The sequence below is a fragment of the Rhodoblastus sp. genome (assembly GCF_019449565.1).
Lineage (GTDB): Bacteria > Pseudomonadota > Alphaproteobacteria > Rhizobiales > Beijerinckiaceae > Rhodoblastus.
This window is the reverse complement of record NZ_JAGRPM010000065.1, coordinates 87,048-111,977: the sequence shown is the minus strand read 5'-3', so window position 1 is coordinate 111,977 and position 24,930 is coordinate 87,048. Positions and strand designations below refer to the sequence as shown.

Annotated in this window: 27 protein-coding genes; 16 read left to right on the top strand and 11 right to left on the bottom strand. The window is 64.0% G+C overall.

Annotated features, from left to right (window positions below):
• The coding region (locus tag QZ409_RS15405; RefSeq protein WP_296713062.1) for a Calx-beta domain-containing protein at positions 1-1,909 on the top strand (1,909 nt) is incomplete at its 5' end.
• A 20-nt stretch (positions 1,910-1,929) separates the two neighbouring features.
• On the opposite strand, the gene dnaN is transcribed toward QZ409_RS15405, so the two are convergent.
• Positions 1,930-3,048 (bottom strand): DNA polymerase III subunit beta, encoded by a 1,119-nt coding sequence (gene dnaN, locus QZ409_RS15400; protein ID WP_296713060.1) that lies wholly within the window; start codon positions 3,046-3,048, stop codon positions 1,930-1,932.
• Between the two features lie 290 nt (positions 3,049-3,338).
• Here dnaN and QZ409_RS15395 point away from each other — a divergent pair, with 290 nt between their 5' ends.
• Entirely contained in the window at positions 3,339-5,567 is a 2,229-nt protein-coding gene (locus QZ409_RS15395) for a PBP1A family penicillin-binding protein (protein WP_296713058.1), read from the top strand.
• Positions 5,568-5,612: 45 nt separating this feature from the next.
• Positions 5,613-5,966 (top strand): hypothetical protein, encoded by a 354-nt coding sequence (locus QZ409_RS15390; protein ID WP_296713057.1) that lies wholly within the window; start codon positions 5,613-5,615, stop codon positions 5,964-5,966.
• An 18-nt stretch (positions 5,967-5,984) separates the two neighbouring features.
• On the opposite strand, the gene QZ409_RS15385 is transcribed toward QZ409_RS15390, so the two are convergent.
• The gene (locus tag QZ409_RS15385) at positions 5,985-6,446 is read right to left on the bottom strand and encodes a GyrI-like domain-containing protein (protein ID WP_296713056.1); all 462 of its coding nucleotides are present in this window, start codon (positions 6,444-6,446) and stop codon (positions 5,985-5,987) included.
• A gap of 13 nt (positions 6,447-6,459) precedes the next feature.
• On the bottom strand, positions 6,460-7,788 hold the full coding sequence (locus QZ409_RS15380) for a dihydroorotase (protein WP_296713054.1): 1,329 nt from the start codon (positions 7,786-7,788) through the stop codon (positions 6,460-6,462).
• A 173-nt stretch (positions 7,789-7,961) separates the two neighbouring features.
• On the opposite strand from QZ409_RS15380, the gene QZ409_RS15375 reads away from it, so the two are divergent.
• Positions 7,962-8,774: a folate-binding protein gene (locus QZ409_RS15375; RefSeq protein ID WP_296713052.1), complete on the top strand. Its 813-nt coding sequence runs from the start codon at positions 7,962-7,964 to the stop codon at positions 8,772-8,774.
• Between the two features lie 2 nt (positions 8,775-8,776).
• Here QZ409_RS15375 and QZ409_RS15370 read toward each other — a convergent pair whose 3' ends face one another.
• The gene (locus QZ409_RS15370; RefSeq protein WP_296713050.1) at positions 8,777-9,139 is read right to left on the bottom strand and encodes a carboxymuconolactone decarboxylase family protein; all 363 of its coding nucleotides are present in this window, start codon (positions 9,137-9,139) and stop codon (positions 8,777-8,779) included.
• Positions 9,140-9,247: 108 nt separating this feature from the next.
• Here QZ409_RS15370 and QZ409_RS15365 point away from each other — a divergent pair, with 108 nt between their 5' ends.
• The 7 genes from QZ409_RS15365 to QZ409_RS15335 all read left to right on the top strand — a co-directional run bounded on the left by QZ409_RS15365 (position 9,248) and on the right by QZ409_RS15335 (position 14,090).
• Positions 9,248-9,877 carry a DNA-3-methyladenine glycosylase I gene (locus QZ409_RS15365; protein WP_296713048.1) on the top strand — a complete coding sequence of 210 codons (630 nt, stop codon included), beginning with the start codon at positions 9,248-9,250 and terminating at the stop codon, positions 9,875-9,877.
• Positions 9,874-10,476, top strand: a complete 603-nt coding sequence (locus tag QZ409_RS15360; RefSeq protein WP_296713046.1) for an HD family hydrolase — start codon at positions 9,874-9,876, stop codon at positions 10,474-10,476. The genes QZ409_RS15365 and QZ409_RS15360 overlap by 4 nt, the downstream gene beginning before the upstream one ends.
• Positions 10,476-10,985, top strand: a complete 510-nt coding sequence (locus QZ409_RS15355) for a protein tyrosine phosphatase (protein ID WP_296713043.1) — start codon at positions 10,476-10,478, stop codon at positions 10,983-10,985. Before QZ409_RS15360 ends, QZ409_RS15355 begins: the two co-directional genes overlap by 1 nt.
• Positions 10,982-11,980: an NAD regulator gene (locus tag QZ409_RS15350; RefSeq protein ID WP_296713041.1), complete on the top strand. Its 999-nt coding sequence runs from the start codon at positions 10,982-10,984 to the stop codon at positions 11,978-11,980. The genes QZ409_RS15355 and QZ409_RS15350 overlap by 4 nt, the downstream gene beginning before the upstream one ends.
• Before the next feature lie 61 nt (positions 11,981-12,041).
• On the top strand, positions 12,042-12,287 hold the full coding sequence (locus QZ409_RS15345; protein ID WP_296713039.1) for an exodeoxyribonuclease VII small subunit: 246 nt from the start codon (positions 12,042-12,044) through the stop codon (positions 12,285-12,287).
• Between the two features lie 4 nt (positions 12,288-12,291).
• Positions 12,292-13,185, top strand: a complete 894-nt coding sequence (locus tag QZ409_RS15340; protein WP_296713036.1) for a pirin family protein — start codon at positions 12,292-12,294, stop codon at positions 13,183-13,185.
• Positions 13,182-14,090 (top strand): 4-(cytidine 5'-diphospho)-2-C-methyl-D-erythritol kinase, encoded by a 909-nt coding sequence (locus tag QZ409_RS15335; RefSeq protein WP_296713035.1) that lies wholly within the window; start codon positions 13,182-13,184, stop codon positions 14,088-14,090. Before QZ409_RS15340 ends, QZ409_RS15335 begins: the two co-directional genes overlap by 4 nt.
• Here the strand turns inward: QZ409_RS15335 and QZ409_RS15330 are convergent.
• On the bottom strand, positions 14,038-14,883 hold the full coding sequence (locus QZ409_RS15330) for a DUF1194 domain-containing protein (RefSeq protein WP_296713034.1): 846 nt from the start codon (positions 14,881-14,883) through the stop codon (positions 14,038-14,040). The genes QZ409_RS15335 and QZ409_RS15330 overlap by 53 nt on opposite strands.
• Positions 14,884-14,985: 102 nt before the next feature.
• Positions 14,986-16,365 carry a cation diffusion facilitator family transporter gene (locus tag QZ409_RS15325; RefSeq protein WP_296713032.1) on the bottom strand — a complete coding sequence of 460 codons (1,380 nt, stop codon included), beginning with the start codon at positions 16,363-16,365 and terminating at the stop codon, positions 14,986-14,988.
• 174 nt (positions 16,366-16,539) lie between these two features.
• On the opposite strand from QZ409_RS15325, the gene QZ409_RS15320 reads away from it, so the two are divergent.
• From QZ409_RS15320 to QZ409_RS15300, 5 genes are all read left to right on the top strand, one after another.
• Positions 16,540-16,980: a VOC family protein gene (locus tag QZ409_RS15320; RefSeq protein WP_296713029.1), complete on the top strand. Its 441-nt coding sequence runs from the start codon at positions 16,540-16,542 to the stop codon at positions 16,978-16,980.
• Complete coding sequence (locus QZ409_RS15315) at positions 16,980-17,672, top strand: class II aldolase/adducin family protein (protein ID WP_296713027.1); 693 nt, start codon at positions 16,980-16,982, stop codon at positions 17,670-17,672. Before QZ409_RS15320 ends, QZ409_RS15315 begins: the two co-directional genes overlap by 1 nt.
• 201 nt (positions 17,673-17,873) lie before the next feature.
• Positions 17,874-18,272: a hypothetical protein gene (locus QZ409_RS15310; protein ID WP_296713025.1), complete on the top strand. Its 399-nt coding sequence runs from the start codon at positions 17,874-17,876 to the stop codon at positions 18,270-18,272.
• A 165-nt stretch (positions 18,273-18,437) separates the two neighbouring features.
• The gene (locus QZ409_RS15305) at positions 18,438-19,028 is read left to right on the top strand and encodes a DedA family protein (RefSeq protein WP_296713076.1); all 591 of its coding nucleotides are present in this window, start codon (positions 18,438-18,440) and stop codon (positions 19,026-19,028) included.
• A 116-nt stretch (positions 19,029-19,144) separates the two neighbouring features.
• Positions 19,145-19,834 carry a DedA family protein gene (locus tag QZ409_RS15300; RefSeq protein ID WP_296713024.1) on the top strand — a complete coding sequence of 230 codons (690 nt, stop codon included), beginning with the start codon at positions 19,145-19,147 and terminating at the stop codon, positions 19,832-19,834.
• A 25-nt stretch (positions 19,835-19,859) separates the two neighbouring features.
• Here QZ409_RS15300 and QZ409_RS15295 read toward each other — a convergent pair whose 3' ends face one another.
• From QZ409_RS15295 to QZ409_RS15275, 5 genes are all read right to left on the bottom strand, one after another.
• Positions 19,860-20,837: a branched-chain amino acid ABC transporter permease gene (locus tag QZ409_RS15295; RefSeq protein ID WP_296713022.1), complete on the bottom strand. Its 978-nt coding sequence runs from the start codon at positions 20,835-20,837 to the stop codon at positions 19,860-19,862.
• Position 20,838: 1 nt separating this feature from the next.
• On the bottom strand, positions 20,839-21,726 hold the full coding sequence (locus tag QZ409_RS15290) for a branched-chain amino acid ABC transporter permease (RefSeq protein ID WP_296713021.1): 888 nt from the start codon (positions 21,724-21,726) through the stop codon (positions 20,839-20,841).
• Positions 21,727-21,799: 73 nt separating this feature from the next.
• Positions 21,800-22,990 (bottom strand): ABC transporter substrate-binding protein, encoded by a 1,191-nt coding sequence (locus tag QZ409_RS15285; RefSeq protein ID WP_296713074.1) that lies wholly within the window; start codon positions 22,988-22,990, stop codon positions 21,800-21,802.
• A 77-nt stretch (positions 22,991-23,067) separates the two neighbouring features.
• Positions 23,068-23,775, bottom strand: coding sequence for an ABC transporter ATP-binding protein (locus QZ409_RS15280; RefSeq protein ID WP_296713019.1), 708 nt, complete (start codon positions 23,773-23,775; stop codon positions 23,068-23,070).
• Positions 23,768-24,538: an ABC transporter ATP-binding protein gene (locus tag QZ409_RS15275; RefSeq protein WP_296713018.1), complete on the bottom strand. Its 771-nt coding sequence runs from the start codon at positions 24,536-24,538 to the stop codon at positions 23,768-23,770. The genes QZ409_RS15280 and QZ409_RS15275 overlap by 8 nt, the downstream gene beginning before the upstream one ends.
• Between the last annotated feature and the right edge of the window lie 392 nt (positions 24,539-24,930).

Below are 24,930 nucleotides of genomic sequence, written 5' to 3'. Positions count from 1 at the left end.
CGGCTCCGGCACGCGCACGGCCTGGGCCTATGACGGCAACGCGGCGGCGGCGCCGCTGCTTCACGTCGAATATACGCTCGCGGCGGCCGTGGTTGGCGATATTTCGATTGGGGACGCATCGATCATCGAGGGCGATTCCGGAACGAAGACGCTGACCTTCACGGTGAGCCGCACGGGGACGGCGGCGTTCAGCGTCGCCTACGCCACCGCCGATGGAACGGCTGCCGCCGGCAGCGACTATGTGGCGTCTACCGGCGTACTGAACTTTTCCTATGGCCAGACGACGCAGACAGTCTCGGTCGTCATCAATGGCGACGCGACTATCGAGCCCAACGAAACCTTCTTCGTCAATCTTGCCAACGCCACCAATGGCGGCGTCATCGTCGACGGCCAGGGGCTGGGCACGATCACGAATGAGGATGGCCCCGGCTTCAATCACGCACCGACCGCGATCGCACTGAACGCCCCCCAACCGGTCAAGGAGAATGTTTCGGGCGCTGTCGTCGGGACTCTGTCCACGACGGACGACGTTGGAGACACGCACAGCTACACCGTGAGCGACTCCAGGTTCGAAGTGGTGGGCAACCAGCTCAAACTGAAGGCCGGCCAACGCCTTGATTTCGAGCGCGCGGCGACGATCGGTCTCGATATCACCGCCACCGACCAGGGCGGACTGAGCGTCACCAAGGGGATCACGGTTTCCGTGGGCGACGTGGCGGAAGTGCGGTTCGCGGCATTCGGCGATTACGGCGGCGGCTCAGGCGAGCAGGCTGTCGCCAATCTCATTGCGGGCATGAATGTCGACTTCATCGTCACGACCGGCGACAATTTGTATACCTCCGTTCCAATAGATGAACAGATCGGACGCTATTACAGCAATTATATCGGCAATTACGTCGGCGCTTATGGCGCAGGAAGCGCAATCAACCGCTTCTTCCCGGCGGTAGGAAACCATGAATATGAGGATCCCTCCGGCGGCGCCAATGCGATCAACTATTACAATTATTTCACTCTGCCGGATAATGAGCGTTATTATGACTACCAGATGGGGTCGATCCATTTCTTCTCGCTGAACTCTGCTTATGAGCCCGACGGCTACAAGAACCCCTCGGTTCAAGCCAGCTGGCTGCAATCAGGGCTCGCGGCCTCGGATTCTCCATTCAACCTCGTGGTGTCGCACTATCCACCATACTCATCCGGAGTGGAGCACGGATCGACGACGAATATGCAGTGGCCGTTCGAGGCTTGGGGCGCCACGGCGGTTCTCAACGGCCATGATCACGACTACGAGCGCATCTTGCGCGACGACAACGGAGACGGCCAGACAATGCCGTATTTCGTCACGGGCCTTGGGGGATTCGGGAAATACGGCCTTGGCACAACCGTCTCGGGAAGCCAGGTGTTTTACAGCGCCGATTACGGGACGATGCTGGTGCAGGCCAGCGATGCGACGATCACTTTCGAGTTCTGGTCGGTCGCCAACGGCGGCACGCTCATCGACAGCTACACGATCGACCGGCAAGGCGCGGATGCGCTTATGGCCGACGGAGATGACATAATGAACGGAAGTTCCGCCTCCGACTACATGAATGGTCTTGCCGGCGCCGATCGTCTTGAAGGCAAGGGCGGTAATGACATGCTCATCGGCGGACAGGGCTCCGACACCTTTGTGTTCAAGCCGGGCTTCGGCCGGGACACCATCGCCGACTTTGTCGTCGAGGGGTTCGGCCATGACGTCATCGAATTCTCGACCGCCGTCTTCGCCGACTGGAACGCTTTGCGCGCGGCGATTACCGACAGCGTTCAGGGCGCCGTGATCACGCTTGACGCAAACAATACGATCACGCTGGCCAATGTGACGAAGGACCAGCTCGTCGCCAATAATGGCGAAGACTTCTTATTCGTATAGGAATGCGCCTTGGCGCCCGGCTAAACGCGCATGGGCATGAGCACATAGAGCGCGCTGGCGCCGTCGCGGTCCTGAATGATGGTGGGCGAGCCGGAATCGTTCATCTTGAACAAGGCCGTATCGCTATCGAGCTGGTTGGCGATGTCGATCAGATAGCGGGCGTTGAATCCGATCTCGAGCGCCGGCGCGTCGTAATCGACCTCCAGCTCTTCCACGGCTGAGCCGGAATCGGGATTGGTGACCGAGAGCACCAGCTTGCCGTCGGCGACGGAGAGCTTCACGGCGCGCCCGCGCTCCGAGGAAATGGTCGAGACGCGGTCTACGGCGTCCGAGAAATCCTTGCGCTCGACGGTGAGGAACTTGTCATTGCTGGGCGGAATGACGCGGGCGTAATCGGGGAAGGAGCCGTCGATCAGCTTGGAGGTCAGCACGACCGAACCCAGCGTGAAGCGGATCTTGGCCGAGGACAGCTCGATCGAGATCTCCGCTTCCGGGTCTTCGATCAGCTTCTGCACTTCGGCGACCGCCTTGCGCGGCACGATCACGCCGGGCATGCCAGCCGCGCCCGCGGGGGCCGGGGTTTCGAGCCGCGCCAGCCTGTGGCCGTCGGTCGCGACCGCGCGAAGCAGGGACTTGCCGTCTACTTCCGTCACATGCAGGAATACGCCATTGAGGTAATAGCGCGTCTCCTCATTGGAAATGGCGAATTGCGTCTTGTCGAGCAGCCGTTTCAGTTCGCCCGCGCCCAGCTTGAAGCTGTGGCTGAGCTCGCCCGCCGCGAGATCGGGGAAATCGCTTTCCGGCAGGGCCTGCAAGCTGAAGCGCGACCGGCCCGAGCGCAATTGCAGCTGGCCGCTGTCGTCTCCGCTTTCCAGCGACACCTGCGCGCCGTCCGGCAGCTTGCGGACGATTTCATAGAGCGTATGCGCGGGCAGGGTGGTGGCGCCCGGCTGGCTGACGTCGGCCGGCGTGGTCTCGGTGACTTCGAGGTCGAGGTCGGTCGCCTTCAATTGCAAACCGCCGCCGCTCGCGCTGAGCAGGACGTTGGAGAGAATCGGAATGGTTGTCCGCCGCTCGACGACGCGATGGACATGACCGAGCGACTTCAGGAGAGCCGTTCTCTCAAGCGTGACTTTCATGGGGCGGCGTTCCAGATTTCAAAACTTGCCTTGCGGGGGCGCAACTTTGCAGCGGCTCGTCTGGCAAAGCAAGCGCCGCGCGCCAATTGGCGGTTTCGCGGATGGGGATAAGCCAATCGACCTGTGGCCTTAACGGTTAACTGGCCCTTAAACCGCCGGATTTATTCTGTCTTTCGCCGGAAGCGAAGGATCGCGGCCGCCGATTCCCTTCGGCGCCCGTCGCGCGCGCTGATTCTTCGCTGGCGAAGCCGCCCGGCAAGGCGGCCCATCGGGAAGTCGGATCGCAAGACATGGCGCGCAAAAAGGCGCTGAAAGAGCGCATCGAGCCCAGATTTTCCGCCGGAGACGACGAAGCCGCGCCGCGCATCGTCGCGGAAAAGCGCGCGCCGCGCGGGGATCGCGGCGCCGCCAGCGAAAAGCCCGCGCGCGGCAAGACGAAGAAAAAGGCGCGGCGCTCGCTGCTCGGCGGCCTGTTCTACTGGGGCTTCGTGCTGGCGATCTGGGGCGTGATCGGGGCCGGCGGGCTTTTCGTGTTCTATGGCTCGCAACTGCCGCATATCGACCAGCTCGCGGTGCCCAAGCGCCCGCCAAATATCGCCGTGCTGGCGGTGGACGGCTCGCTGCTCGCCAATCGCGGCGACACCGGCGGCGCGGCGATTCCCGTGCAGGACCTGCCGCCTTATCTACCGAAAGCCTTCATCGCCATCGAGGACCGGCGCTTCTATAGCCATTGGGGCGTCGATCCGGTCGGAATCATGCGCGCGCTTACCAAGAACATCATTGGCCGCGGATCGATGCAGGGCGGCTCGACGCTGACCCAGCAATTGGCGAAAAACCTCTTCCTGACGCAGGAGCGCACTTTTTCGCGCAAGATTCAGGAGGCGATCCTCGCGCTTTGGCTGGAGCATAAATATTCCAAGGACCAAATTCTCGAACTCTACCTGAACCGGGTCTATTTCGGTTCCGGCGCCTATGGCGTCGATGCGGCGTCGCAGAAATATTTCGGCCATTCGGCCAAGGCGGCGACATTGCCGGAAGCCGCCATGCTTGCGGGGCTCATGAAGGCGCCGACCAAGCTTGCGCCGAATCACAATGAATCTGCAGCGATCGACCGCGCCAACCAGGTCGTCACCGCCATGGCGCGCGAGGGCTTCATCACGGAGTCCGAGGCCAAGGCGGCGCTGGCGCATCCCGCTCACGCCGTGCGCGGGCGCGCCGGCGGTTCGCTCAATTACGCCGCCGATTATGTGATGGACGTGCTCGACGACACCATCGGCGCCATCGACGAGGATATTGTGGTCACCTCGACCATCGCTCCCGCCATGCAGGCTTCGGCGGAGCGCGCCCTGACCGACGTTCTCAACAAGCAGGGCGGCAAATTCGGCGTCTCGCAAGGGGCGCTGGTCTCGCTCGACGGAACCGGCGCGATCCGCGCGCTGGTCGGCGGGCGCGATTACGAGGATAGCCAGTTCGACCGCGCGGTGCTGGCGCATCGTCAGCCGGGCTCGTCCTTCAAGCCCTTCGTCTATCTGACGGCGCTGGAGCACGGACTGAACCCGGACAGCGTGCGCGAGGACGGCCCGATCAATGTGCGCGGCTGGCAGCCGGAAAATTCGACCCATAAATTCATGGGTCCGGTCAATCTGACGACAGCGCTGGCCTTGTCGCTCAATACGGTGGCGGTGCGGCTGGGCCTGGAGGTTGGACCACGCGCGGTGATCCAGACCGCGCATCGGCTCGGGATCGCCTCCGAACTGCAGCCCAACGCCTCGATCGCGCTTGGCACTTCCGAGGTCACGCCGCTCGAGCTGACGACGGCCTATGTGCCCTTCGCCAATGGCGGCATCGGGGTGCAGTCCCATATCATCACCAAGGTCCGCACGGCGGACGGCAAGCTGCTTTACGCCCGCAAGGGGTCGAGCAATGGCCGCGTCATTGATCCGACCTATGTGGCGATGATGAATTCCATGCTGGAGCAGACGCTGATCATCGGCACCGGCAAAAAGGCGGACCTGCCCGGCTGGCAGGCGGCGGGCAAGACCGGCACCAGCCAGGATTACCGCGACGCCTGGTTCGTTGGCTACACCGGCCAGCTCGTGACCGGCGTCTGGCTCGGCAATGACGATAATTCGCCGACCAAAAAGGCCTCCGGCGCCAATCTGCCGGTCGAAATCTGGTCGCGCTACATGCGCGAGGCGTTGCGCGGCATGGCGGTCGCGGGCCTGCCCAGCGGCGGCTGGCGCAGCGAAAGCCTCGCCGGTCCCGCTTCCTCGCTCTGGCCCTTCCCGCAGCCGGCGCAAAACCCGCCGCCCCAGCAGGCGCCGCATATGGACACCAGCAATCCCTCCGCGCCGACGATCATGACCGGGGCCGGGCGGCCAGCCGCGCCGCCCTCCGCCGCGCCGCGCGGCGATGACGCGCCTGTTCCGCCCGAGGATATTCCCGGCGCGCCGACGGGCGACCGCCTGCCGCCAGCCCCCGACAACCGCAATATCCTGGAAAAACTTTTCGGAGGTTGAGTTTTTCCTTCGCGCCTCTAATTAAAAGGCAAGCGCGGAAAGGTCATGAAAATGTTTACCCGGCTTTTGATCGCTGAAGCGATGTTGGGCGCAAGCCTCGTCCTGTGCGGGCAGTCGGCCCCGGCGCAGGCGCAGAATATGAAGATGGTCCAGGGACAGGCCTATTGGGACGCCGATCCGGGTCCGATCTATGATTCCTATTGGGTCGGGGGCCAGTACAAATATGACCCGAATGGCTATATGGAGCGCAACTGGCGCGACCCCGAGGTTCACCTGATGACGGTTCTCGCCGATCATTCCGGCAAGACCAATTGCGTCTTCCGGAAACGCGTTCAGGTTTCGGACTGGGATTTCTACCATCCCATCCTGCGGGTCTGTCGTACGACGCCGAGGGATTGAGGCGGGCGCGTTCAGGGATCAGTCGAGCGGCTTAACAAGCTCTGTCCGCCATTCCTGTGGCGGCAGGCCGGACGCCGGGCCGCAGAGATAAATTTCCCAGAAATCCGCGCGGGTTTTCACGCCTTGCGCCGCAACCCAGCTTGAAAATGCGGTCCATGCCCCCGGCAGGCCGGAGTAATCTCCAACATAATGGCAGCGCGCGATCCTTGCCGCCGATATGACGCCGGGGCGGATGCGGCCCGTCGCGGCGACGGGGCGCGGCGTCGGCAGGCAAAGGTCGAACAGGAATTTTTCACCAGGCTGCCGCCAATGATGTGTGAGCCATGGGCCGTCCGCCGCAATTCCCTGGGCGGCGACGGCGGCGCGAAGCTCGGCCAGCGTCGACCCCATGACGTCCCGGATGCGGGCCGCCTCGACCTCTACCGGAATCAAGGCGACGTCGAAATCCGCCATGTCGACAATTTCCATCGCTTCCAGCATGGCGGCCTCCTGATTACAGCGCCTCTAGAAAGCGAATCGGCTTCCCGGTCGAGAGCGCCAGAACTTCGCCTTCCCACATCACGCGGGCGCCGCGCACGAATGTGCCGACGGGCCAGCCCGTGACCTCCTTGCCGTGATAGGGCGTCCAGCCGCAGCGCGAGGCAATCCATTTGTCGCTGATGGTTTCCCGCCGCTTGAGATCGACGATGGTCAGATCGGCGTCATAGCCCACCGCGACGCGGCCCTTGCGCGCGATCTGGAACAGCCGAGCCGGCCCGGCGCTGGTGAGATCGACGAAACGTTGCAGGCTCAGACGGCCCGCCGCGACATGGTCGAGCATGATCGGCACGAGGGTCTGCACGCCGGTCATCCCGGAGGGGCTGTCCGGATAGGCTTTGGCCTTTTCGTCCAGCGTGTGCGGGGCGTGGTCGGAGCCCAGCACATCCACCACGCCCTGATCGAGTCCGAGCCAGATCCTTTCACGATGGCTTTTGTCGCGCACGGGCGGGTTCATCTGGATTTTCGTGCCCAGCGTGGCGTATTCGTCCGCTGACAGGGTCAGATGATGAGGCGTGACCTCGACGCTGGCGACATCCTTGTGCGCCGCCAAAAAGGCGATTTCCTCGCCCGTAGAGACATGCAGCACATGGATGCGCGCGCGCTGCTCGCGGGCGATGGCGATCAGGCGTTTGGTGCAGGTCAGGGCGGTTTCGACGTCGCGCCAGACCGGATGCGAGGCCGGATCGCCCGGGATACGCTCGTTCATGCGCTCGTTGAGGCGATATTCGTCCTCGCTGTGGAACGCGGCGCGGCGGCGGGCATGGCGCAGGATTTCCGTCACGCCGAGATCGTCGGCCACCAGCAGCGAGCCCGTCGAAGATCCCATGAAGACCTTGATGCCGGCGGCGCCCGGCAGGCGCTCCAGTTCCGCGACATGTCTGGCGTTTTCATGGGTGCCGCCGACGTAAAAGGCGAAATCGCAATGCATTCTCGATGTCGCGCGGGAAACTTTTTCGGCGAGGGCCTCGGGCGTCGTGGTCAGCGGATTGGTGTTGGGCATTTCGAATACGGCGGTGACGCCGCCGAGCACGGCGGCCCGCGACCCGGTTTCGAGGTCTTCCTTGTGCGTGGGGCCGGGCTCGCGGAAATGGACCTGGCTGTCGATCACGCCCGGCAGGATGTGCAGCCCGGCGCAGTCGATGATTTCCCCGGCGCTGGCCTGTGACAGGTCGCCAATGGCGGCGATGGTCTCGCCAATAATTCCGACGTCGCGCGGTGCGATTCCGTCCTGATTGGCCAACACGCCGCCGCGCAGGATCACATCATAGGTTTTTTGCGGCATGGGGCCTCCGGATTTTTTGTTCGGGCGCGGACCAAAGCTTGCATGGCCGCGTTGGTTTGGAGCGAGGCCGACATTATATCGGACAAATGCGTTTGGACAGGGCGGCGCCATGTGCGAGAGCCGCCAGCGTGCAGGCGTCGCAAGAGTGCCAAGGGTGCGAAGTGGGGAAGACGATGAAAGCGGCTCTTTTGACGGATCGTGGCGTGGTGCGGGTCGGCGGCCCGGAGGCGCGCAGCTTCCTGCAAGGTCTTGTCACCGGCAATGCCGTGACGCTCGGCGAGGATGAGGCGCGCTGGGCGGCGCTGCTGTCGCCGCAAGGCAAGATCCTGTTCGATTTCCTGATGAGCGCGACCCCCGACGCCATCTTGCTCGACGTCAATCGCGAGAAAATCCCCGATCTGGTCAAGCGCCTGACCATGTACAAGCTGCGCGCCAAGGTCGAGATCTCGGACGAGAGCGAAAACTCAAGCGTCATCGCGCTCTATGATGGCGCGCCGGGCGAGGGCGTGCGCGATTCGCGCCATGCGGACATGGGAACGCGCCTCGTCGTCCCGGCGAACAAGGTCGCCGCGCAAATGCTGACATTCGGTGGCGATTTCGGCCTCGCCGATTACGCGGCCCATCGCATCGCGCTCGGCGTGCCCGAGGGCGGCGTGGATTTCGCCTATGGCGACGCCTTTCCACATGAGGCCGACATGGACCAGCTCAATGGCGTCGATTTCAAGAAGGGCTGCTTCGTCGGACAGGAAGTGGTGGCGCGCATGCATTATCGCGGCACCACGCGCAATCGCGTGCTGAAAGTGGTGCTGGAAGGCGCCGCGCCGCCGCCTGGCGCCATTGTCATGGCGGGCGAAATCCGGGTCGGAACCATGGGATCGAGCGCCGGTGCGCAGGGCCTCGCCTTGCTGCGCATCGACCGCGCCGAAGAGGCGGCCCAAGCCGGTCAGGCCTTGGTCAGCGGCGAGACGCGGCTGCGGCTGGCCTGATTTCAGGCATCGACTGTCTCGGCGGCGAATTGCGAAAAGGCCTGGACGGCGTGGCTGGCGTACATGACCGACGGCCCGGCGCCCATATAGATCGCCATGCCAAGCGTTTCCATGACCTCCTCGCGGGTCGCGCCGAGTTTTGCGGCGGCTTTGGCGTGAAAGGCGATGCAATCGTCGCAGCGCGTGGCGACGCCAATGGCCAAAGCGATCAGCTCCTTGGTCTTGGCGTCGAGCGCGCCGGCCTTTGTGGCGTTCTGAGCCATGGCCGAAAATGTCTTCATCACATCGGCGACGCCTTCACCCGCGCGCAGGTCGCGCAATTGCGCGGAAAGTTTCTGGGTGGTTTCGGGCCAGTCGAGAATCATCGGAGGCTCCCTTTCTCTATTCAGCATATATATGAATAACTGAATATATCAAGGAGCGTTAAGAGCCTGTCCTTGGCGAACAGCCGCCAAGCCGCTAAATCTTTCAATATGACGGACGCTCCGAGACGAATCGCCATTCTCCATCCCGACGGGAGATTGCGTTGCCCCTGGCCGGGGCAGGACCAGGCATATGTCGCCTATCACGACGACGAATGGGGCGTGCCGGAATTGGAGTCCCGCGCTTTGTTCGAGAAGCTCATTCTCGATGGCTTCCAGGCCGGACTGTCCTGGATCTCCATCCTGCGCAAGCGCGAGAATTTCCGCCGCGCCTTCGATGGCTTCAACCCGGAAAAGATCGCGGCCTATGAGCCTGCCAAGCTCGAGAGCCTGATGCAGGACGCCGGAATCATCCGCAATCGCGCCAAGATTGCCGGAACCGTGGCCTCCGCTCGGCTCTATCTCGAAATCGAGGCCGGGCAGGGCTTTTCCAATTTTCTGTGGGATTTCGTTGACGGCCGCCCCATCGTGAACAGGTTTCGCGCCCTTGACGAGGTTCCCGCCCTGACGCCGGTCTCGGAAAAGCTCTCGCGCGAATTGAAGCAGCGCGGCTTCAAATTCTGCGGCCCGACGATCATTTACGCCTTCATGCAGGCTGTCGGCATGGTCAACGACCATCTGGTCGATTGCCATCGCCATCAGGGCTGCCAGCTGGCCTATAACAATTCGGAGCGCGCATGAAGGCCAAGGCTGCGCCGCGCGCCTGGCAGCGCATGTTGTCGGGACGCCGTCTCGACATTCTCAATCCCTCGCCGCTGGACGTCGAGATCGAGGACATCGCGCATGGCCTCGCCCGCGTCGCGCGCTGGAATGGCCAGACGCAGGGCGGCGTGATCTTCTCGGTGGCCCAGCATTCCGTTCTGGTGGCGGATATCTGCGCCCTGATTGACCCTACTCTTTCGCCTCGCGGAAAACTCTACGCCTTGCTGCATGACGCGCCGGAATATGTCATCGGCGACATGATTTCGCCCTTCAAGGCGGCGCTCGGCGGCGTCTATCGCGAGTTCGAGGCGCGGCTGGCGCAGGCGATCCTGCAAAGATTTTCCCTCAATCCCGATCCGCCCGCGGCGTTGGAACGTCTGACCAAGAAGGCCGACCGCATCTCGGCTTTTTTCGAGGCCACGCGCTACGCCGGCTTCGAGGCCGACGAGGCGAAAAGCCTGTTCGGCGCGCCGGACATCGCGCCCGAGCCGCTTGAACCCCTGCTGGCGCCGATGTCTTCGGCGCAGGCGCAGGCGCTGTTCCTGGACCGGTTCAAAGCCTTTGACAGGGGGCTGTGATGGGCCGGCTCTATGTCTGTCCGCTCGGCAAAGTCGAACAGGTGGTCGAGCAAAGCGGCGCGGAAAGTCTGATTTCCCTGCTCAGTCCGCCACCGCCGCCGCCTCGCCCGTCACGCATCGTCCCGCATCGCCATCTGGTGCTAGCTCTGTCTGACATTGTCGCGCCCCGCGACGGCCATGTGCTGGCCGGCCTCGAACATGTCGAGGCCTTGCTGGCTTTCGTCCGCGGCTGGGATCGCGCCCGCCCGCTCGTCATTCATTGCTATGCCGGCGTCAGCCGCTCGCCCGCGGCGGCGTTCATCGCAGCCTGTGCGCTGACGCCGAGGCCGGAAGACGAAATCGCGCGAGAACTGCGCCGGCTATCGCCCTCCGCCACGCCGAATAGGCATTTGATCGCACTTGCCGACTCGCTGCTGTCGCGCGAAGGAAGGATGATTGCCGCCAGCGAATCGATCGGGCGCGGCGCCGAATGTTTCGAGGGCGAAATCTTCTGCATGGATCTGGCATGAACGGGGTCCCCCATCCATCGGTCCCGGTGGAGATCGGCCTCACGGCGGCCATCGTCGCGGTTCGTGGCGACGCGCCCTTGATTCTGGTGGCGCGCGGCGCGCGGCGCGAAGATCTCGGCGCGGGGGTGGCTGCGTTGCCGTCCGGTCCATTCGACCCGGTCAATCACCGCACCTTCGAGATGGGCCTGCGCGCCTGGGTCGCCGAACAGACCGGCGTGCCCGTCGGCTATGTCGAACAGCTTTACACTTTCGGCGATCGCGGTCGCCACAGCCGCGCCGACAGCCGCGACCCCCATGTGGTTTCGATCGGCTATCTCGCGCTCACCCGCATCAGCGGAGAGGACATCGCAACGGCGCCGGACGCGGGCTTTCGCGAATGGTATCGCTTTTTCCCCTGGGAGGATTGGCGGCAGGGCCGTCCGCCGCTGATCGACGCCGCCATCATGCCGGGCTTGCGCGCCTTCGTCGCGCGCGGCGGCGATTCGACCCATCGGCGCGGCCTCTCGCGTTTGGAGCGAGTCCGCCTGCTGTTTGGCGAGGATGGCGACCGTTTCGACGAAGAAAACGTCCTCGACCGTTACGAGCTGCTCTATGAGGCCGGTCTGGTCGAGGAGAGCGTGCGCGACGGCCGCGAGCCGGCGCCGGAATTCAAGGAGCGGCCGCCACTCGGCGAATCCATGCAGGCCGACCATCGCCGGATTCTGGCCACCGCCATGGGCCGATTGCGCGCCAAGATGAAATATCGTCCGGTGATCTTCGAGCTAATGCCGGAGAATTTCACGCTGACGGCCTTGCAGACCACGGTCGAGGCCATTTCCGGGCGTCACCTGCACAAGCAGAATTTCCGCCGCCTCGTCGAGGCCTCCGCCGTGGTCGAGCCGACTGGGGAAATGTCGCACGCCACCGGCGGGCGTCCGGCGGCTTTGTTCCGCTTCCGCCGCGACGTGCTGCAGGAGCGTCCGGCCCCTGGCCTGAGGGTGGGCATAAGGGGCTGAACTTGTCGAGCGCGGCCGCGCGGTCCATATTGGAGCGCGAAGAACAGGACGGAAGACGACATTGAGCCAGCCCGAAACAGTCGCCAGTTTGAGCTTCGAAGCCGCCATGCGCGAGCTTGAGGAAATCGTTGGCGCGCTCGAAAAGGGCAATGTCGATCTGGACAAGTCCATCGCGCTTTATGAGCGCGGCGAAATCCTCAAGAAACATTGCGAAACGCTGTTGAAGAGCGCCGAGGCGCGCATCGAGAAGATCGTGCAAGGGGCGGACGGCGCCGCCAAAAGCGTCGCCCCCCTCGACGTGGAGTGAAGTCATGTCCGAGCTTGCGCCCGCTTCGGTCGAAACCGTCGTCGTTCCGGTGGCGAAGGACCTCGGCGGCTTCGGCGTGCGCCGCGTGCTGCCCTCGGCCAAGCGGCGCATGGTTGGCCCCTTCGTCTTCCTCGACCGTATGGGGCCGGCGGATTTCGCGCCGGGAACCGGCATTGATGTGCGGCCGCATCCCCATATCGGCCTCGCCACTCTGACCTATCTGCTTAATGGCGAAATGTTTCACCGCGATTCGCTCGGCAGCTCCCAGCAAATTTCCCCGGGCGCGGTCAATCTCATGGTCGCGGGGCGGGGCATCGTCCATTCGGAGCGCTCGCCGCAGGATTTCCGCGCCTCGGGCGGGCGCATGGACGGGCTGCAATTCTGGGTCGGCCTGCCCAAGAAATTCGAGGAAACCGAGCCGAGCTTCGAGCATCACGAGCGCGAGGCCCTGCCCGAGATCGCAGGCGAGGGCTGGCGCTTGCGCCTCGCGATTGGAACCCTGCACGGCCATCAGGCGCCGGTCAAAACCTTCTCGACCTGCTTTTTCGCGGATATCCAGCTCGATCAGGGCGCCATCTACGAATTTTGCGGCGGCCATGACGAGCGCGCCTTCTACATCGTCTCCGGTCAGGTCGAGATTGACGGCGCGACTTTTGGCGCCGACCAATTGATCGTCATCCGTCCGGGCGCAAGGGCGGCGGTGCGCGCGACGGCGACGAGCCGGCTCGCCGCGCTCGGCGGCGACGCGATGGATGGCCCGCGATTCTTGTGGTGGAATTTCGTATCCTCCGACCGCGAGCGCATTCTGGCCGCCCGCGCCGATTGGGTCGCGGGGAAATTCAAACTGCTCGAAGGCGATCCGGAATTCACGCCGGCGCCGGAACTGAAAGCTCTATGACGGAAACGAAAGTCACAGCCGCCGTCAATTTGGCCGCCGTACTGGCGTCCCGCGCCCCGGCGAAAATCAATCTCACTCTGCATATCGAAGGGCGCCGCCCCGACGGCTATCACGAATTGCAAAGCCTGGTCGCCTTCGCCGGAGCGGGCGATTACCTCAGCTTTACGCCCGCTGAATATTTCGATCTGACGCTGGAAGGCCCGACGGCTTTCGAGGCGGGCGACGGCGGCGACAATCTGGTGGCGCGGGTCGAACGCGCGCTCAGGGCGGAAAAGCCGGGCCTGATCTCGGGCGCCTTCCATCTCGTCAAACGCCTGCCGGTCGCGGCGGGGATCGGCGGCGGCTCTTCGGACGCGGCCGCCGCCCTGCGCCTGCTCGCCCGGGCCAATGGACTCGCCGCCGACGATCCGGCGATTTACGCCGCCGCGCGCCAGACGGGCGCGGACATCCCGGTCTGCATCGATCCGCGTGCAAAAATGATGGGCGGCGTCGGCGAAAGGCTCGGTTCGCCGATTGCGCTGCCGCCGCTTTTCGCCGTGCTGATCAATCCGCGCGTCCCGGTCGAGACGCGGGCGGTGTTCCAGAAGCTCGGCTTGCGGCCCGGCGAGAGCCTGGGCTATGGCCCGCATCCGGCGATTGCGTCGGGCATGGATTTTGAAAGCCTGCTGCGCGCCCTGAAAAAGGGCCGCAACGACATGGAGGACGCGGCCTGCGTGCTGGCGCCGGTGGTCGGCCATGTGCTGGCGGTGCTGAGCGGCGCGCGCGGCTGCCGGCTCGCTCGCATGTCGGGCTCCGGCGCCACCTGTTTTGCTCTGTTCGAATCCTGCCGCCAGGCGGGCGCGGCGGCGAAGGCTATTTCGCGCGGCCATCCGGATTGGTGGGTGAAGGCGACGCTGCTGCGCTGAGGCGGATTCGCGTGGACGCGGGTGGCCGGCCGCTGATTTCCATGGCGAATTTCTGCTTGATGGCGCGGTCGAAATCGCCATAGCCGCGCGCCGGGACCAGAAAGGCGCCGTCGCCGCCGATCACATATTGACGGTACCATGGCTCCAGTGTCTTGATCTCGGCGACATTGGCGCGGTTCTCGAACGGGCGGCCCGGCGCGCGATAGGCGCCGGCGCCGAGCGGCTGCTCGGGATTGCTTTCATTGATCGGCAGGCCGTTGATCGTCACCCCTTCGGCAGTCAGCCGGTCGCGCATGTCGGCGGTGGCGTCTTCGCCGTCGCAATTGTCGACGCCGTCGCCTGAAACGTCCATCACGACCCTCCGCGCGGCGACCGGCAGGGTGGGGACGATCAGGTCATGCACGACGCTCATCATATGGGCGACGCAGGTGAATTCACCCGCCGGTCGCGGCGTTCGGCGCACCCGGGCGGCCAAAGCCAGAATGTCCTCGCGTGAGGCGAGGCGGGTCCAGGGGATGGCCGGCTCGGCCTGTTCCGACCATTCGACCATGGTGAACATGATGCGGCCGCGCGGGCCGCTCAGCATGGCGGCGATGACTTCCGGATCGTTCAGCGCCTTGGCGATCCCGTCCATCTGCAATTCATAGCGCCGCTCGTCGACCGAGCCCGACACGTCCACCGAGACGATCAGCGCCATATCGACCTGGCCGTCGTCGCGGGAGTCTCCCGCCGAGACGCGCGCCGCCGCGAGCAAGGTCAGGCCGATGAGCAGAAATCGCAGGAACGCCGCCATTGTACCCCCGGGCGCAAGGTAAGCCTTGCTCGAGAGAATGGCCCCGGATTCGCGTTGCGGCAAGCCGGGAGCGCGGCGCCGATGATTATCCCTATGCGTGGGCTAGCCTGCGCCGACCGGCTCGGCATGGCCGACCACCCGCAGCAGGCTCGGGGTGCGCTCGCGAATGGCGCGCTCCAGCCGGTCCATGGCCTCATGGGCCGCCGCCACGCTCAGGGCAGGATCGACATTGGCGTGGAAATTGACCACCAGCCCTTCCTCGGTCCTGCGCGCGCGCACGTCATGGACGCCTTGGAGCACCCCGCCCTCGATCGCCAGTTGGCGCAGAGAGTCGGTAATCTGCCTGATTGTCGCGGGATCGGCTTCGTGTCCGGTTAGCGCATGGTCCTGCAACGGCTCGATATGGCTTTCCACTTCGATCCCGGCGCCAACCTCCGCCCGGATTTCGTCTTCCAGAGCCGTGGCGATCTCATGGGCCGCGCCATGCGACATTGTGCCGTCGATTTCGAGATCGAAGGCGATGCAATCGCGTCCGTCGAGCCGCTGGACGATGATGTGATGTACGGCCAGCTTGCGTCGGCCGGCGATCAGCATGATTCGTTCGGTCAGCGTCTCCTCGTCGAGCGCGCGCGGCGAGGTGATGACGCTGGCCTGGGTCTCGGGCGAAATTTCGGCGATCTTCGCCTGCACGGCGCGCTCGATCTGGATCAGGCGCTCCACCGGCAGGGTGCGCGAGACGGCGACGGTGACTTCGCCCAGAATATGTGGGCCATTGCCGCGCAGCTTCACGTCCTCGACCTCGACGACGCCGGGAATTTGCCCGATGGCGGAGCGGAAGTTTTCGGCCAGCCCCTCGGGCGCCGTGTCGAGCAGGGTCTCGATGGTGTCGCGGCCGAGATGATATCCGGCGTAGCCGATGAACAAAGCGACGCCGATCGCGGCCAGGGCGTCGCCCTGATGGAAACCATAGGAACTGGCGGCAAGGCCGATCAGCACCAGCGCCGAGCCGACAAGGTCGCTGGCGAAATGCATGGCGTCGGCGGCGAGCGCGTGGCTGCCGGTCTTGATGGCCACGGCGCGCAAGGTCCGCCAGCGGGCGAGGTCCACCACGATGGAGACGCCGAGCACGGCGAAGACCGGCCAGCTCGCGTCGATGGGCTCGGCGCCTTCCCACAGCCGACGGATCGCGGCGACAAGGACATAGCAGGCGAGGCCGGCGAGAAGGCCCGTTTCGGCCAAGGCCGAAAGCGATTCGAACTTGCCGTGGCCGTAATGATGGCGGTCGTCGGCGGGCTTGTTGGCCTCGCGCACGGCGAAATAGGTGAGGATGGTGGCGCCGGTGTCGAGCGCGTTATGGGCGCCCTCGGACAGAAGCGCCAGCGATCCGGAGGCCACGCCCGCCGCGAGCTTGCCGATCGTGAGCAAGGCGCTGGCGACGATGGAGCTGAGGGCGACTTTTTCCTTGAGGGCGGCGTCGGTCAAGGGCGGTCCTCCTGCCTTGCGCGGCTGCAATAGCATTTCGGCGCGGGCCCGGGCAAGGCGGGAAAGCCTGAAGCGCCTCGCGCTGCGCGCGCCGCTGGGCTACGGACGCATTGAAATCGGGCTCGAATTGGCGCGAATTCGGTTATAAAGGCGGCGCAACAGAAGGAGGCGGCGATGCGCTACCTGCATACGATGATCCGGGTCGGCGATCTCGACGCGGCGTTCGATTTTTTCGTGACCAAGCTCGGCATGGTCGAAACCCGACGGATGGAGAATGAAAAGGGCCGCTTCACCCTGATCTTCCTCGCCGCGCCAGGGGACGCCGCGCAGGCCACTGCGAGTGCCGCGCCCGTCGTGGAGCTGACCTATAACTGGGACCCGGAATCCTATACGGGCGGCCGCAATTTTGGCCATCTCGCCTATGAGGTCGATGACATCTACGCCTTTTGCGACAAGCTTTCGCAGGCTGGCGTGACCATCAACCGGCCGCCGCGCGACGGTCACATGGCCTTCATCCGTTCGCCGGACGGCATCTCCATTGAATTGCTGCAAAAGGGCGGCGCACTGCCTGCGCGGGAGCCCTGGGCGAGCGCGTCGAATATCGGAAGCTGGTGATGGCGGGATTGAAAAAAGCAGCGTCGAAAAAAGCAGAGCGCAAGGCGCGCGAGGCGATCGTAGCCGCGTGCCGCGCGATGAACGCGAAGGATTTCAACCAGGGCGCGGCGGGCAATATTTCCGCGCGTCTCGGCGAGGCCATGCTGATCACGCCGAGCGGCGTCGATTACGACGAACTGACGCCGGACATGATCGTTACGATGGATCTCGGCGCCGAGATCCCGGTCCGCGACGAGAAGACCGGACTCAAGGCCTCCAGCGAATGGCGTTTCCATCGCGATATTTTCCGCGCGCGTCCGGATGTCGCCGCCGTGGTCCACGCCCATGCGCCCTATGCCACGGTGATGGCCATGCTGCGCAGGCCGATCCCGGCGAGCCATTACATGATCGCGGCATTCGGCGGCGCCAGCATCGAATGCACGGATTATGCGCCCTTCGGCACGCCGGAACTGTCCGAACTGGCCGTGGCGGGGCTCGGGCCGCGCCAGGGCGTGCTGCTCGGCAGCCATGGCATGATCGCGGTCGGGCCGGACTTGAAGCGGGCGCTCTGGCTCGCCGGAGAACTCGAAACCCTGGCGCGGCTGCACTATCTGGCCAGCCTCGCGGGCGGCCCAGTTCTCCTGCCAGACTCCGAGGTTCTGTCGCTGGTCGAACGCTTCGCATCCTATGGTCCTGGCGCTCAAAAAAGTTAACGAATCCTTAAACCGCGTCGATTTGGCGCGGCTCATTTCGGGATTTTCACGGCATTGTGATTCGTTCGCCATCCTCCATCATTGGTATGATCCTCGCGTTCCCACTGGCGTTGAGTTTTCTGGAACGGTTTTCCCCGAAACGCCGCGCGGTCGCACTTGCGCAAGCAGTGTGGCGGCGCCCACCGGAAGTCGGAGACCTTCATGCGAACGAGCGAATTGTTCCGAACATGCGCCAATGAACATGTCGCTGCGGCGGCTCTTGCCTGCATCGGCGGCAAGCTTCAGCGGCGCGTGGCGGCGGCGGCGGGGAGCGCGGGCGTGTCGGCCGGCGCTTTCGTGGCGCGTCTGGCCGCCGATTATGATCGCAAGGCCAGCCCCCTGCGGCGTAAAATGCTGGAAACCAACATGGTCCGCAGTGAAATGCCGATCCTGACGGGTCTGCGCCATGTCGTCGAGACGGCGCTGGAAGACGCCTGGGACGCCACGCGGGATATTGCGCGTGCGGAAGCCGGCGCGATGGAACAGCGGCGTCTGCGCTGGGAGGCGGGATCGCATTCATTCCTGCGCCGCGAGCCCGAGCTGAAGAGCGCCTGCAGCTGAGTCCTATCCGGCGCGGCGGCGGGTGTTTTGCGCTCGATTTCAGCCTCGCGCTTGCGCTCGCCGGCATTCGCGGGGATAAAACTCCTTTCGGGCGAGGTCCGATTGGAACATCTTCATTCACTTCTGATTCATTATGGCCCCTGGGCCATTTTTTTTATCGTGGCGATGGAAAGCGCGGGCATTCCCATGCCCGGCGAGACCATTCTCGTCACCGCCGCAATTGTCGCGGGGCGCACACAGCAAGGCTCGATCGGGATCATCATCGCCGCCGCCGCTGCCGGCGCCATTTGCGGCGACAATGCCGGGTTCTGGGCCGGGCGGCGCTTCGGCCTCGATCTTATGATCCGCCACGGAGCGCGCATCGGCCTCGACGAGGACAGGCTCAGGCTCGGGCAATATTTATTTCTGCGTTACGGTGGCGCCATCGTGTTTTTCGGCCGCTTCGTCGCAGTGCTTCGCGCTTTCGCAGCCGTGCTGGCCGGAGCCAATAAAGTGGCGCCATGGCGCTTTTTCATTTACAACGCCGCCGGCGGCGTCGTCTGGGCGACGATTTTCGGCTTTGGCGGCTATTTTCTCGGCGCGGAATTCCACAAGATCGCGGGGCCATTCGGAATCGGGGCGCTCGTTCTCGCGGTCGGCCTGATTTTTGCCGCGTGGCGCCATTACCGAAAGAACGAGCGGCGCTTGATCGAAGTGGCGAAGGCCGCGCTGCCCGGGCCCCTCGGGTTGCATGGGCGGAACGAGGCCGCGCCATAAGTTGCAGTTACGCCAAGGAAATTTCAACCCTATTGTCTTAACCAGGGCGAAGGCGCCCATTCCTGGCGTGGCCATCCCTCGCTGGAACCGACAGCCCGGCGCCGACGGAATCCGAAATGTTCATCGAAACGATAAAGCCCCTGATCGCACAGCACGGCTATCTCGCGGTCTTCTGCATCGTCGCCCTTGAAAGCGCGGGCATTCCGCTGCCGGGCGAGACCGCGCTCGTTCTGGCGGCCATGTTCGCCGGCGCGACGGGCCTGATCGATATCAAGCTGGTCATCTTCTTCGCCGCGTTAGGGGCCATTCTCGGCGACAATGTCGGCTTCTGGGCGGGGCGGCGCTTCGGCCTGCCGCTGCTCCTGAACCATGGCGCGCGGCTGGGTCTCACCGACGACCGGATCAAGCTCGGGCAATATTTATTTGAGCATCATGGGGCGAAAATCGTGTTTTTCGGCCGCTTCATCGCGCTGCTGCGGATTTTCGCGGCTTTCCTCGCCGGGGTGAACCGTTACAGCTGGGGACAGTTCCTATTCTATAACGCCACCGGCGGCATCGTCTGGGCGGTGATCTTCGGGCTCGGCGGCTTCGCCTTCGGCGACGCCTTCGAGCGCGTCGCGGGGCCGCTGGGCAAGATCATGCTGGGCCTCGCGGCGCTCGGCGTCGTTCTTGGCTGGTGGATCATTCACACCCAGGAAAAGAAACTGGTCGCGCGCGCCGTCGCCGCCTATCCGGGGCCACTGCGCGAACGCGCGCCCGCCGCCGAGCAACAAGCGGCGCGGGAAGAGGCCGCCGCCGGCGAATAGCCGACGACGGCGAGCCCCTCGGAAATTACAGAGAAATCTTGAAGCGGTTCGAGATTTCGCCGATCAGGCCCCGGCGGAAGCTCAGCACGCTGATCACGAAGATCGCTCCCTGAATCACCATCACCCACTGGCCGAATGTGGACAGGTAATTCTGCATGGCGAGGATGATGAAGGCGCCGAAGACCGGCCCGACCATCGTACCCATGCCCCCGACCAACGTCATCAGGATGACTTCGCCCGATGTGGTCCAGTGCACATCGGTCAAGGTTGCGCTTTGCGCGACAATCGCCTTGGTCGCGCCGGCGAGCCCCGCCAGCGTAGCGGAAAGCACAAAGGCGGCGAGCTTGTACTGGTCCACGCGATAGCCGAGCGAAATCGCGCGGGTCTCGTTCTCGCGGATGGCCTTGAGCACCGTGCCGAAGGGCGAATGGACGATGCGATAGATCGAGAACAGGCCGAACAGGAAGATCGCCAGCACGACATAATAGAGCGTGACGTCATTGCTCAGGTCGATCAACCCGAACAATTTTCCGCGCGGAACAGCCTGCACGCCGTCCTCGCCATGCGTGTAAGGCGATTGCAGGGCGATGAAATAGACGAGCTGCGCCAAGGCCAAAGTGATCATCGAGAAATAAATGCCCTGGCTGCGGATCGACAGCGCGCCGGAGGCGAGTCCGAGCAGGCCGGCGCCCAGCGTCCCGGCCAGGATGGCGGCTTCCGGCGGCAGGCCCCAGACCTTGGCGGCATGGGCGGCGACATAGCTGGCCGAGCCGTAGAACATGGCGTGGCCGAAGGAGAGCAGGCCGCCAAAGCCGACCAGCAGGTTGAAGGCGCAGGCGAACAGGGCGAGGCAAAGCGCCTGGGCGAGGAAGAAGGGATAGGCCGCCAGCGGCGCGGCTGCGAGGGCAAGCGCGAGACCCGCGATGGCGAGCAGTTCGGTGGAAGTCTTTGCGGAGGGGGCCGAGGCGTGAGGCGCCGGAGCGCGGGGGGCAATATCGGTCATCTCACGCCTTCCTGCCGAACAGACCGGCCGGCTTGACCAGCAGGACCAAAGCCATGACGACGAAGACGACCGTATTGGCCGCCTGCGGATAAAAGACCTTGGTCAGGCCCTCGATCAGGCCAAGCGCGAAGCCCGTGACGATAGAGCCCATGATCGAGCCCATGCCGCCGATCACCACCACGGCGAAGACGACGACGATGAGATCCGCGCCCATCAGCGGCCGCACCTGATAGATCGGCGCCGCCAGCACGCCCGCGAGCGCGGCGAGGCCTACGCCGAAGCCATAGGTGAGCGTGATGAGGCGGGGCACGTTGACGCCGAAGGCGCGCGTGAGCTGCGGGTTCTCGGTCGCCGCGCGCAAGACCGCGCCGAGCCGGGTCTTTTCGATGGCGAACCAGGTGAGCAGACAGACCGCGAGCGAGAACGCGATGGTCCAGGCGCGATAATTGGGCAGATACATGAAGCCGAGATTGGCGCCGCCCTTGAGCAAATCGGGGACGGGATAGGGTTGGCCGGACGAGCCGAAATAGTTCTGGAACAGGCCCTGAATGATCAGGGCGAGGCCGAAGGTCAGCAGCAGGCCATAGATATGGTCGAGACCTTGAAGGCGGGTCAGCATGGTCCGCTCGACGATCATGCCGAAAATGGCGACTCCGAGCGGCGCCAGCAGGAGCGCCGGCCAATAGCCGATATGGAGCGTGTTCAGCAGGAACCAGGCGAAGAAAGCGCCCATCATATAGAGCGCGCCATGGGCGAAATTGACGATGTTCAGCATGCCGAAAATCACGGCGAGGCCGAGGCTTAGCAAGGCGTAAAAGGCCCCGTTGATGAGTCCGACCAGCAATTGCGCGAACAGCGCCTGGGTCGTGATTCCGAGCAGGGGGATCATGCGATCTCCCCTTTACGGCGGCGCTGGGGGATCTTGCGATCCCCCTTTTCCCGACAAAAAACGCCCGTGACGCTCATTTGGTCACCAGCGGGCATTCGCTCTGCGCCAGCGGGCGGAAAGCTTCCTCGCCGGGAATCGTCGCGACGACGGAGGCGTAATCCCACGGATATTTCGATTCTGAGGGCTTCTTGACCTGGAGCAGATAGACCGGGTGGATCTTGCGGCCGTCCTGGCGGATATAGCCCTTGCCCATGGCCTCGTCGTCGGTCGGCATGGATTTCATCGTCGAGACGATGGCCGCGCCGTCGGTCGTCGGCCCGAGCGTTTCGACCGCCTTCAGATAATGGATCAGCGAGGAATAGACGCCGGCCTGGACCATGGTCGGCTTGGCGCCGTTCTTGACGCGCTTGGAATAGCGGTTGGCGAAGTCACGGGTTTTGTCGTTCAGGTCCCAATAGAAGGATTCGGTGAACTCCAGACCCTGCGCGGCGGGCAGGCCGAGCGCATTGACGTCGGTGATGAACATCAGCAGCGCGGCGAGCTTCTGTCCGCCCTGGGTCAGGCCGAATTCCGCCGCCTGCTTGATGGAATTGGCGGTGTCGGCGCCGGCGTTGGCGAGGCCGACCACCTTGGCCTTGGAGGATTGCGCCTGCAGCAGTTGCGAAGAGAAATCGGCGTTGTTGAGCGGCGCCATCGCATTGCCGATCACCTTGCCGCCATTGGCGGTGACCACGGTGGTGGTGTCGCGCTCCAGCGCCTTGCCGAAGGCGTAATCCGCGGTGACGAAGTACCAGCTGTCGCCGCCCGCCTTGGTGATGGCCTTGCCGGTGCTGTTGGCTTGCGAGAATGTGTCATAGGTCCAGTGGATCGAATTCGGCGAGCAGGCCTTGCCGGTCAGGTCCGAGCTGGCGGCGCCGGAAATCAGCGCGACCTTGTTCTTTTCCTTGACGATCTGGTTGACCGCCAAAGCGACGCTGGACGTCAGCAGATCGAGGAAGACGTCGGCCTTGCCCTGGTCGATCCATTCGCGGGCGAGATTGGAGCCGACATCCGCCTTGTTCTGATGGTCGGCGGAGATGAGGTCGATCTTCCAGCCCTTGGCGAGCATGCCGGAATCCTCGATCGCCATTTGCGCGGCGACCGCCGAGCCTGCGCCGCCGACGTCGCCATAGGGGCCGGACATGTCGGTCAGCACGCCGACCTTGATGGCCTTTTCCTGCGCCAAGGCCGCGCCGGCGAAAATTGAGCCCGCGCTGGCGAGCATCAGGCCGCAGGCGGCGCCCGCCAAAGAACGTTTCGTCATTTCCCCTCCCATTCGGCGCCTTTTTGCGCCAGTACCTTTTAGACGCCCAGATAGGCGTGAAGTTTATCCCTATTGGCCGGAAGCTCGGCGCTGTTGAAGGCTTCGACGATCTGGCCGTGATCCATGACATAGAAGCGGTCGGCCAGCGCCGAGGCCCAACGGAAGTTCTGCTCGACCAGCAGAATGGTGAAGCCCTTGGCCTTCAGCTTTTCGATGGTCCGGGCGATCTGCTGGATGATGACCGGGGCGAGGCCCTCGGTCGGCTCGTCGAGCATCAGGAGTCGCGCGCCCGTGCGCAGGATGCGGCCGATCGCCAGCATCTGTTGCTCGCCGCCCGATAATTTGCCGCCGGGGCTGCGCAGGCGCTCGCGCAGATTGGGGAAAAGCTCGAAGATCTCGTCCAGGCTCAGGCCGCCCGGCGCGATCTTGGGCGGCAGCAGCAGGTTTTCCTCGACATTGAGGCTGGTGAAGATGCCGCGTTCTTCGGGGCACAAGGCGATTCCGAGCCGCGCGATTCGGTCCGACGCCATCGCGATCGTCTCGACGCCGCCATAGCGGATCGAGCCGCGACGTTTCGCCATCATGCCCATGATGGATTTGAGCGTCGTCGTCTTGCCGGCGCCGTTGCGCCCGAGCAGGGTGACGATCTCGCCCTCCCGGATCTCCAGCGCGGCGCCGTGCAGCACATGGGATTCGCCATAGAAGGCGTGCAGGTCGGATACGCTCAGCAGGGGCGCCTCAGCCATGACCGGCTCCTTCCGGCGATTCGGAGCCAAGATAGGCTTCCTGCACGGCGGGATTGGCCGAGACGACGGCGTAATCGCCCTCCGCCAGCACTTTTCCGCGCGTGAGAACCGTGATCACGTCGCAAATGCGCGAGACGACGCTCAGGTTGTGCTCGACCATGAGCACGGTGCGACCCTCTGCGACGCGCTTGATGAGATCGGCGATTCGGTCGATGTCCTCGTGGCCCATGCCCGCCATGGGCTCGTCGAGCAGCAGCATTTGCGGATCGAGCGCGAGGGTGGCGGCGATTTCCAGCGCCCGCTTGCGACCGTAGGGCATTTCCCCGGCTTTGGCGTCGGTCCAGTCCGACAGCCCGACTTCGTCGAGCAGTTCGCGGGCGCGCGAATCATATTGCCGCAGCAATCGGTCGGACCGCCAGAAGTCGAATGAGTCGCCACGCTTCCGCTGCAAGGCGATTCGCACATTGTCCAGCGCCGAGAAATGCGGAAAAACCGCCGAAATCTGAAAGGAGCGGACCAGACCGAGGCGGGCGACGTCCGCCGGACGGGAGCGCGTGATGTCGCGGCCTTCATAGCGAATCGAACCGCGCGTGGGTTCGAGAAATTTCGTCAACAGATTGAAACAGGTGGTCTTTCCGGCGCCATTCGGGCCGATCAGCGCGTGAATCGTGTGACGCCGAATGCGCAGGCTCACGTTGTTGACCGCCGTGAAACCTGAAAATTCCTTCGTCACCCCGTCCGTCTCAAGGGCGTAGGCGCTCAAATGGCTATGCTCCCCAATGGCCGTTTCTTGCGTCCTTCCAGGGACATGGCCGTTCACTGGAATTTAGGCGGGGGCAAGCGGACGAATCAAGACCTAATGCGGGGAAATTAGTTGAATGCTGAACCGGGACCCGCGGGCTCGAAAAAAGGGAAATGTCCGGAAAGGCGGCAAAGGATTGGCCAGATTGCGGCGCGGACGCTTTGACTGAAACTGCGGCGAAAAGTCGCGCGGGGAAAATCTTGGACTGTTGTCCTATCGCAAAGAGAACATTTTCAAGCTATTGAGGGCGCTAAGCGCTTCATTTGACTTGAGTCAATGAAAGCTTTGACGGGGCGGGCGATGGTCCGCCCAATGGCGAGCCGGCATCCTGAAAAGTGCCAGCGCGATTTCAT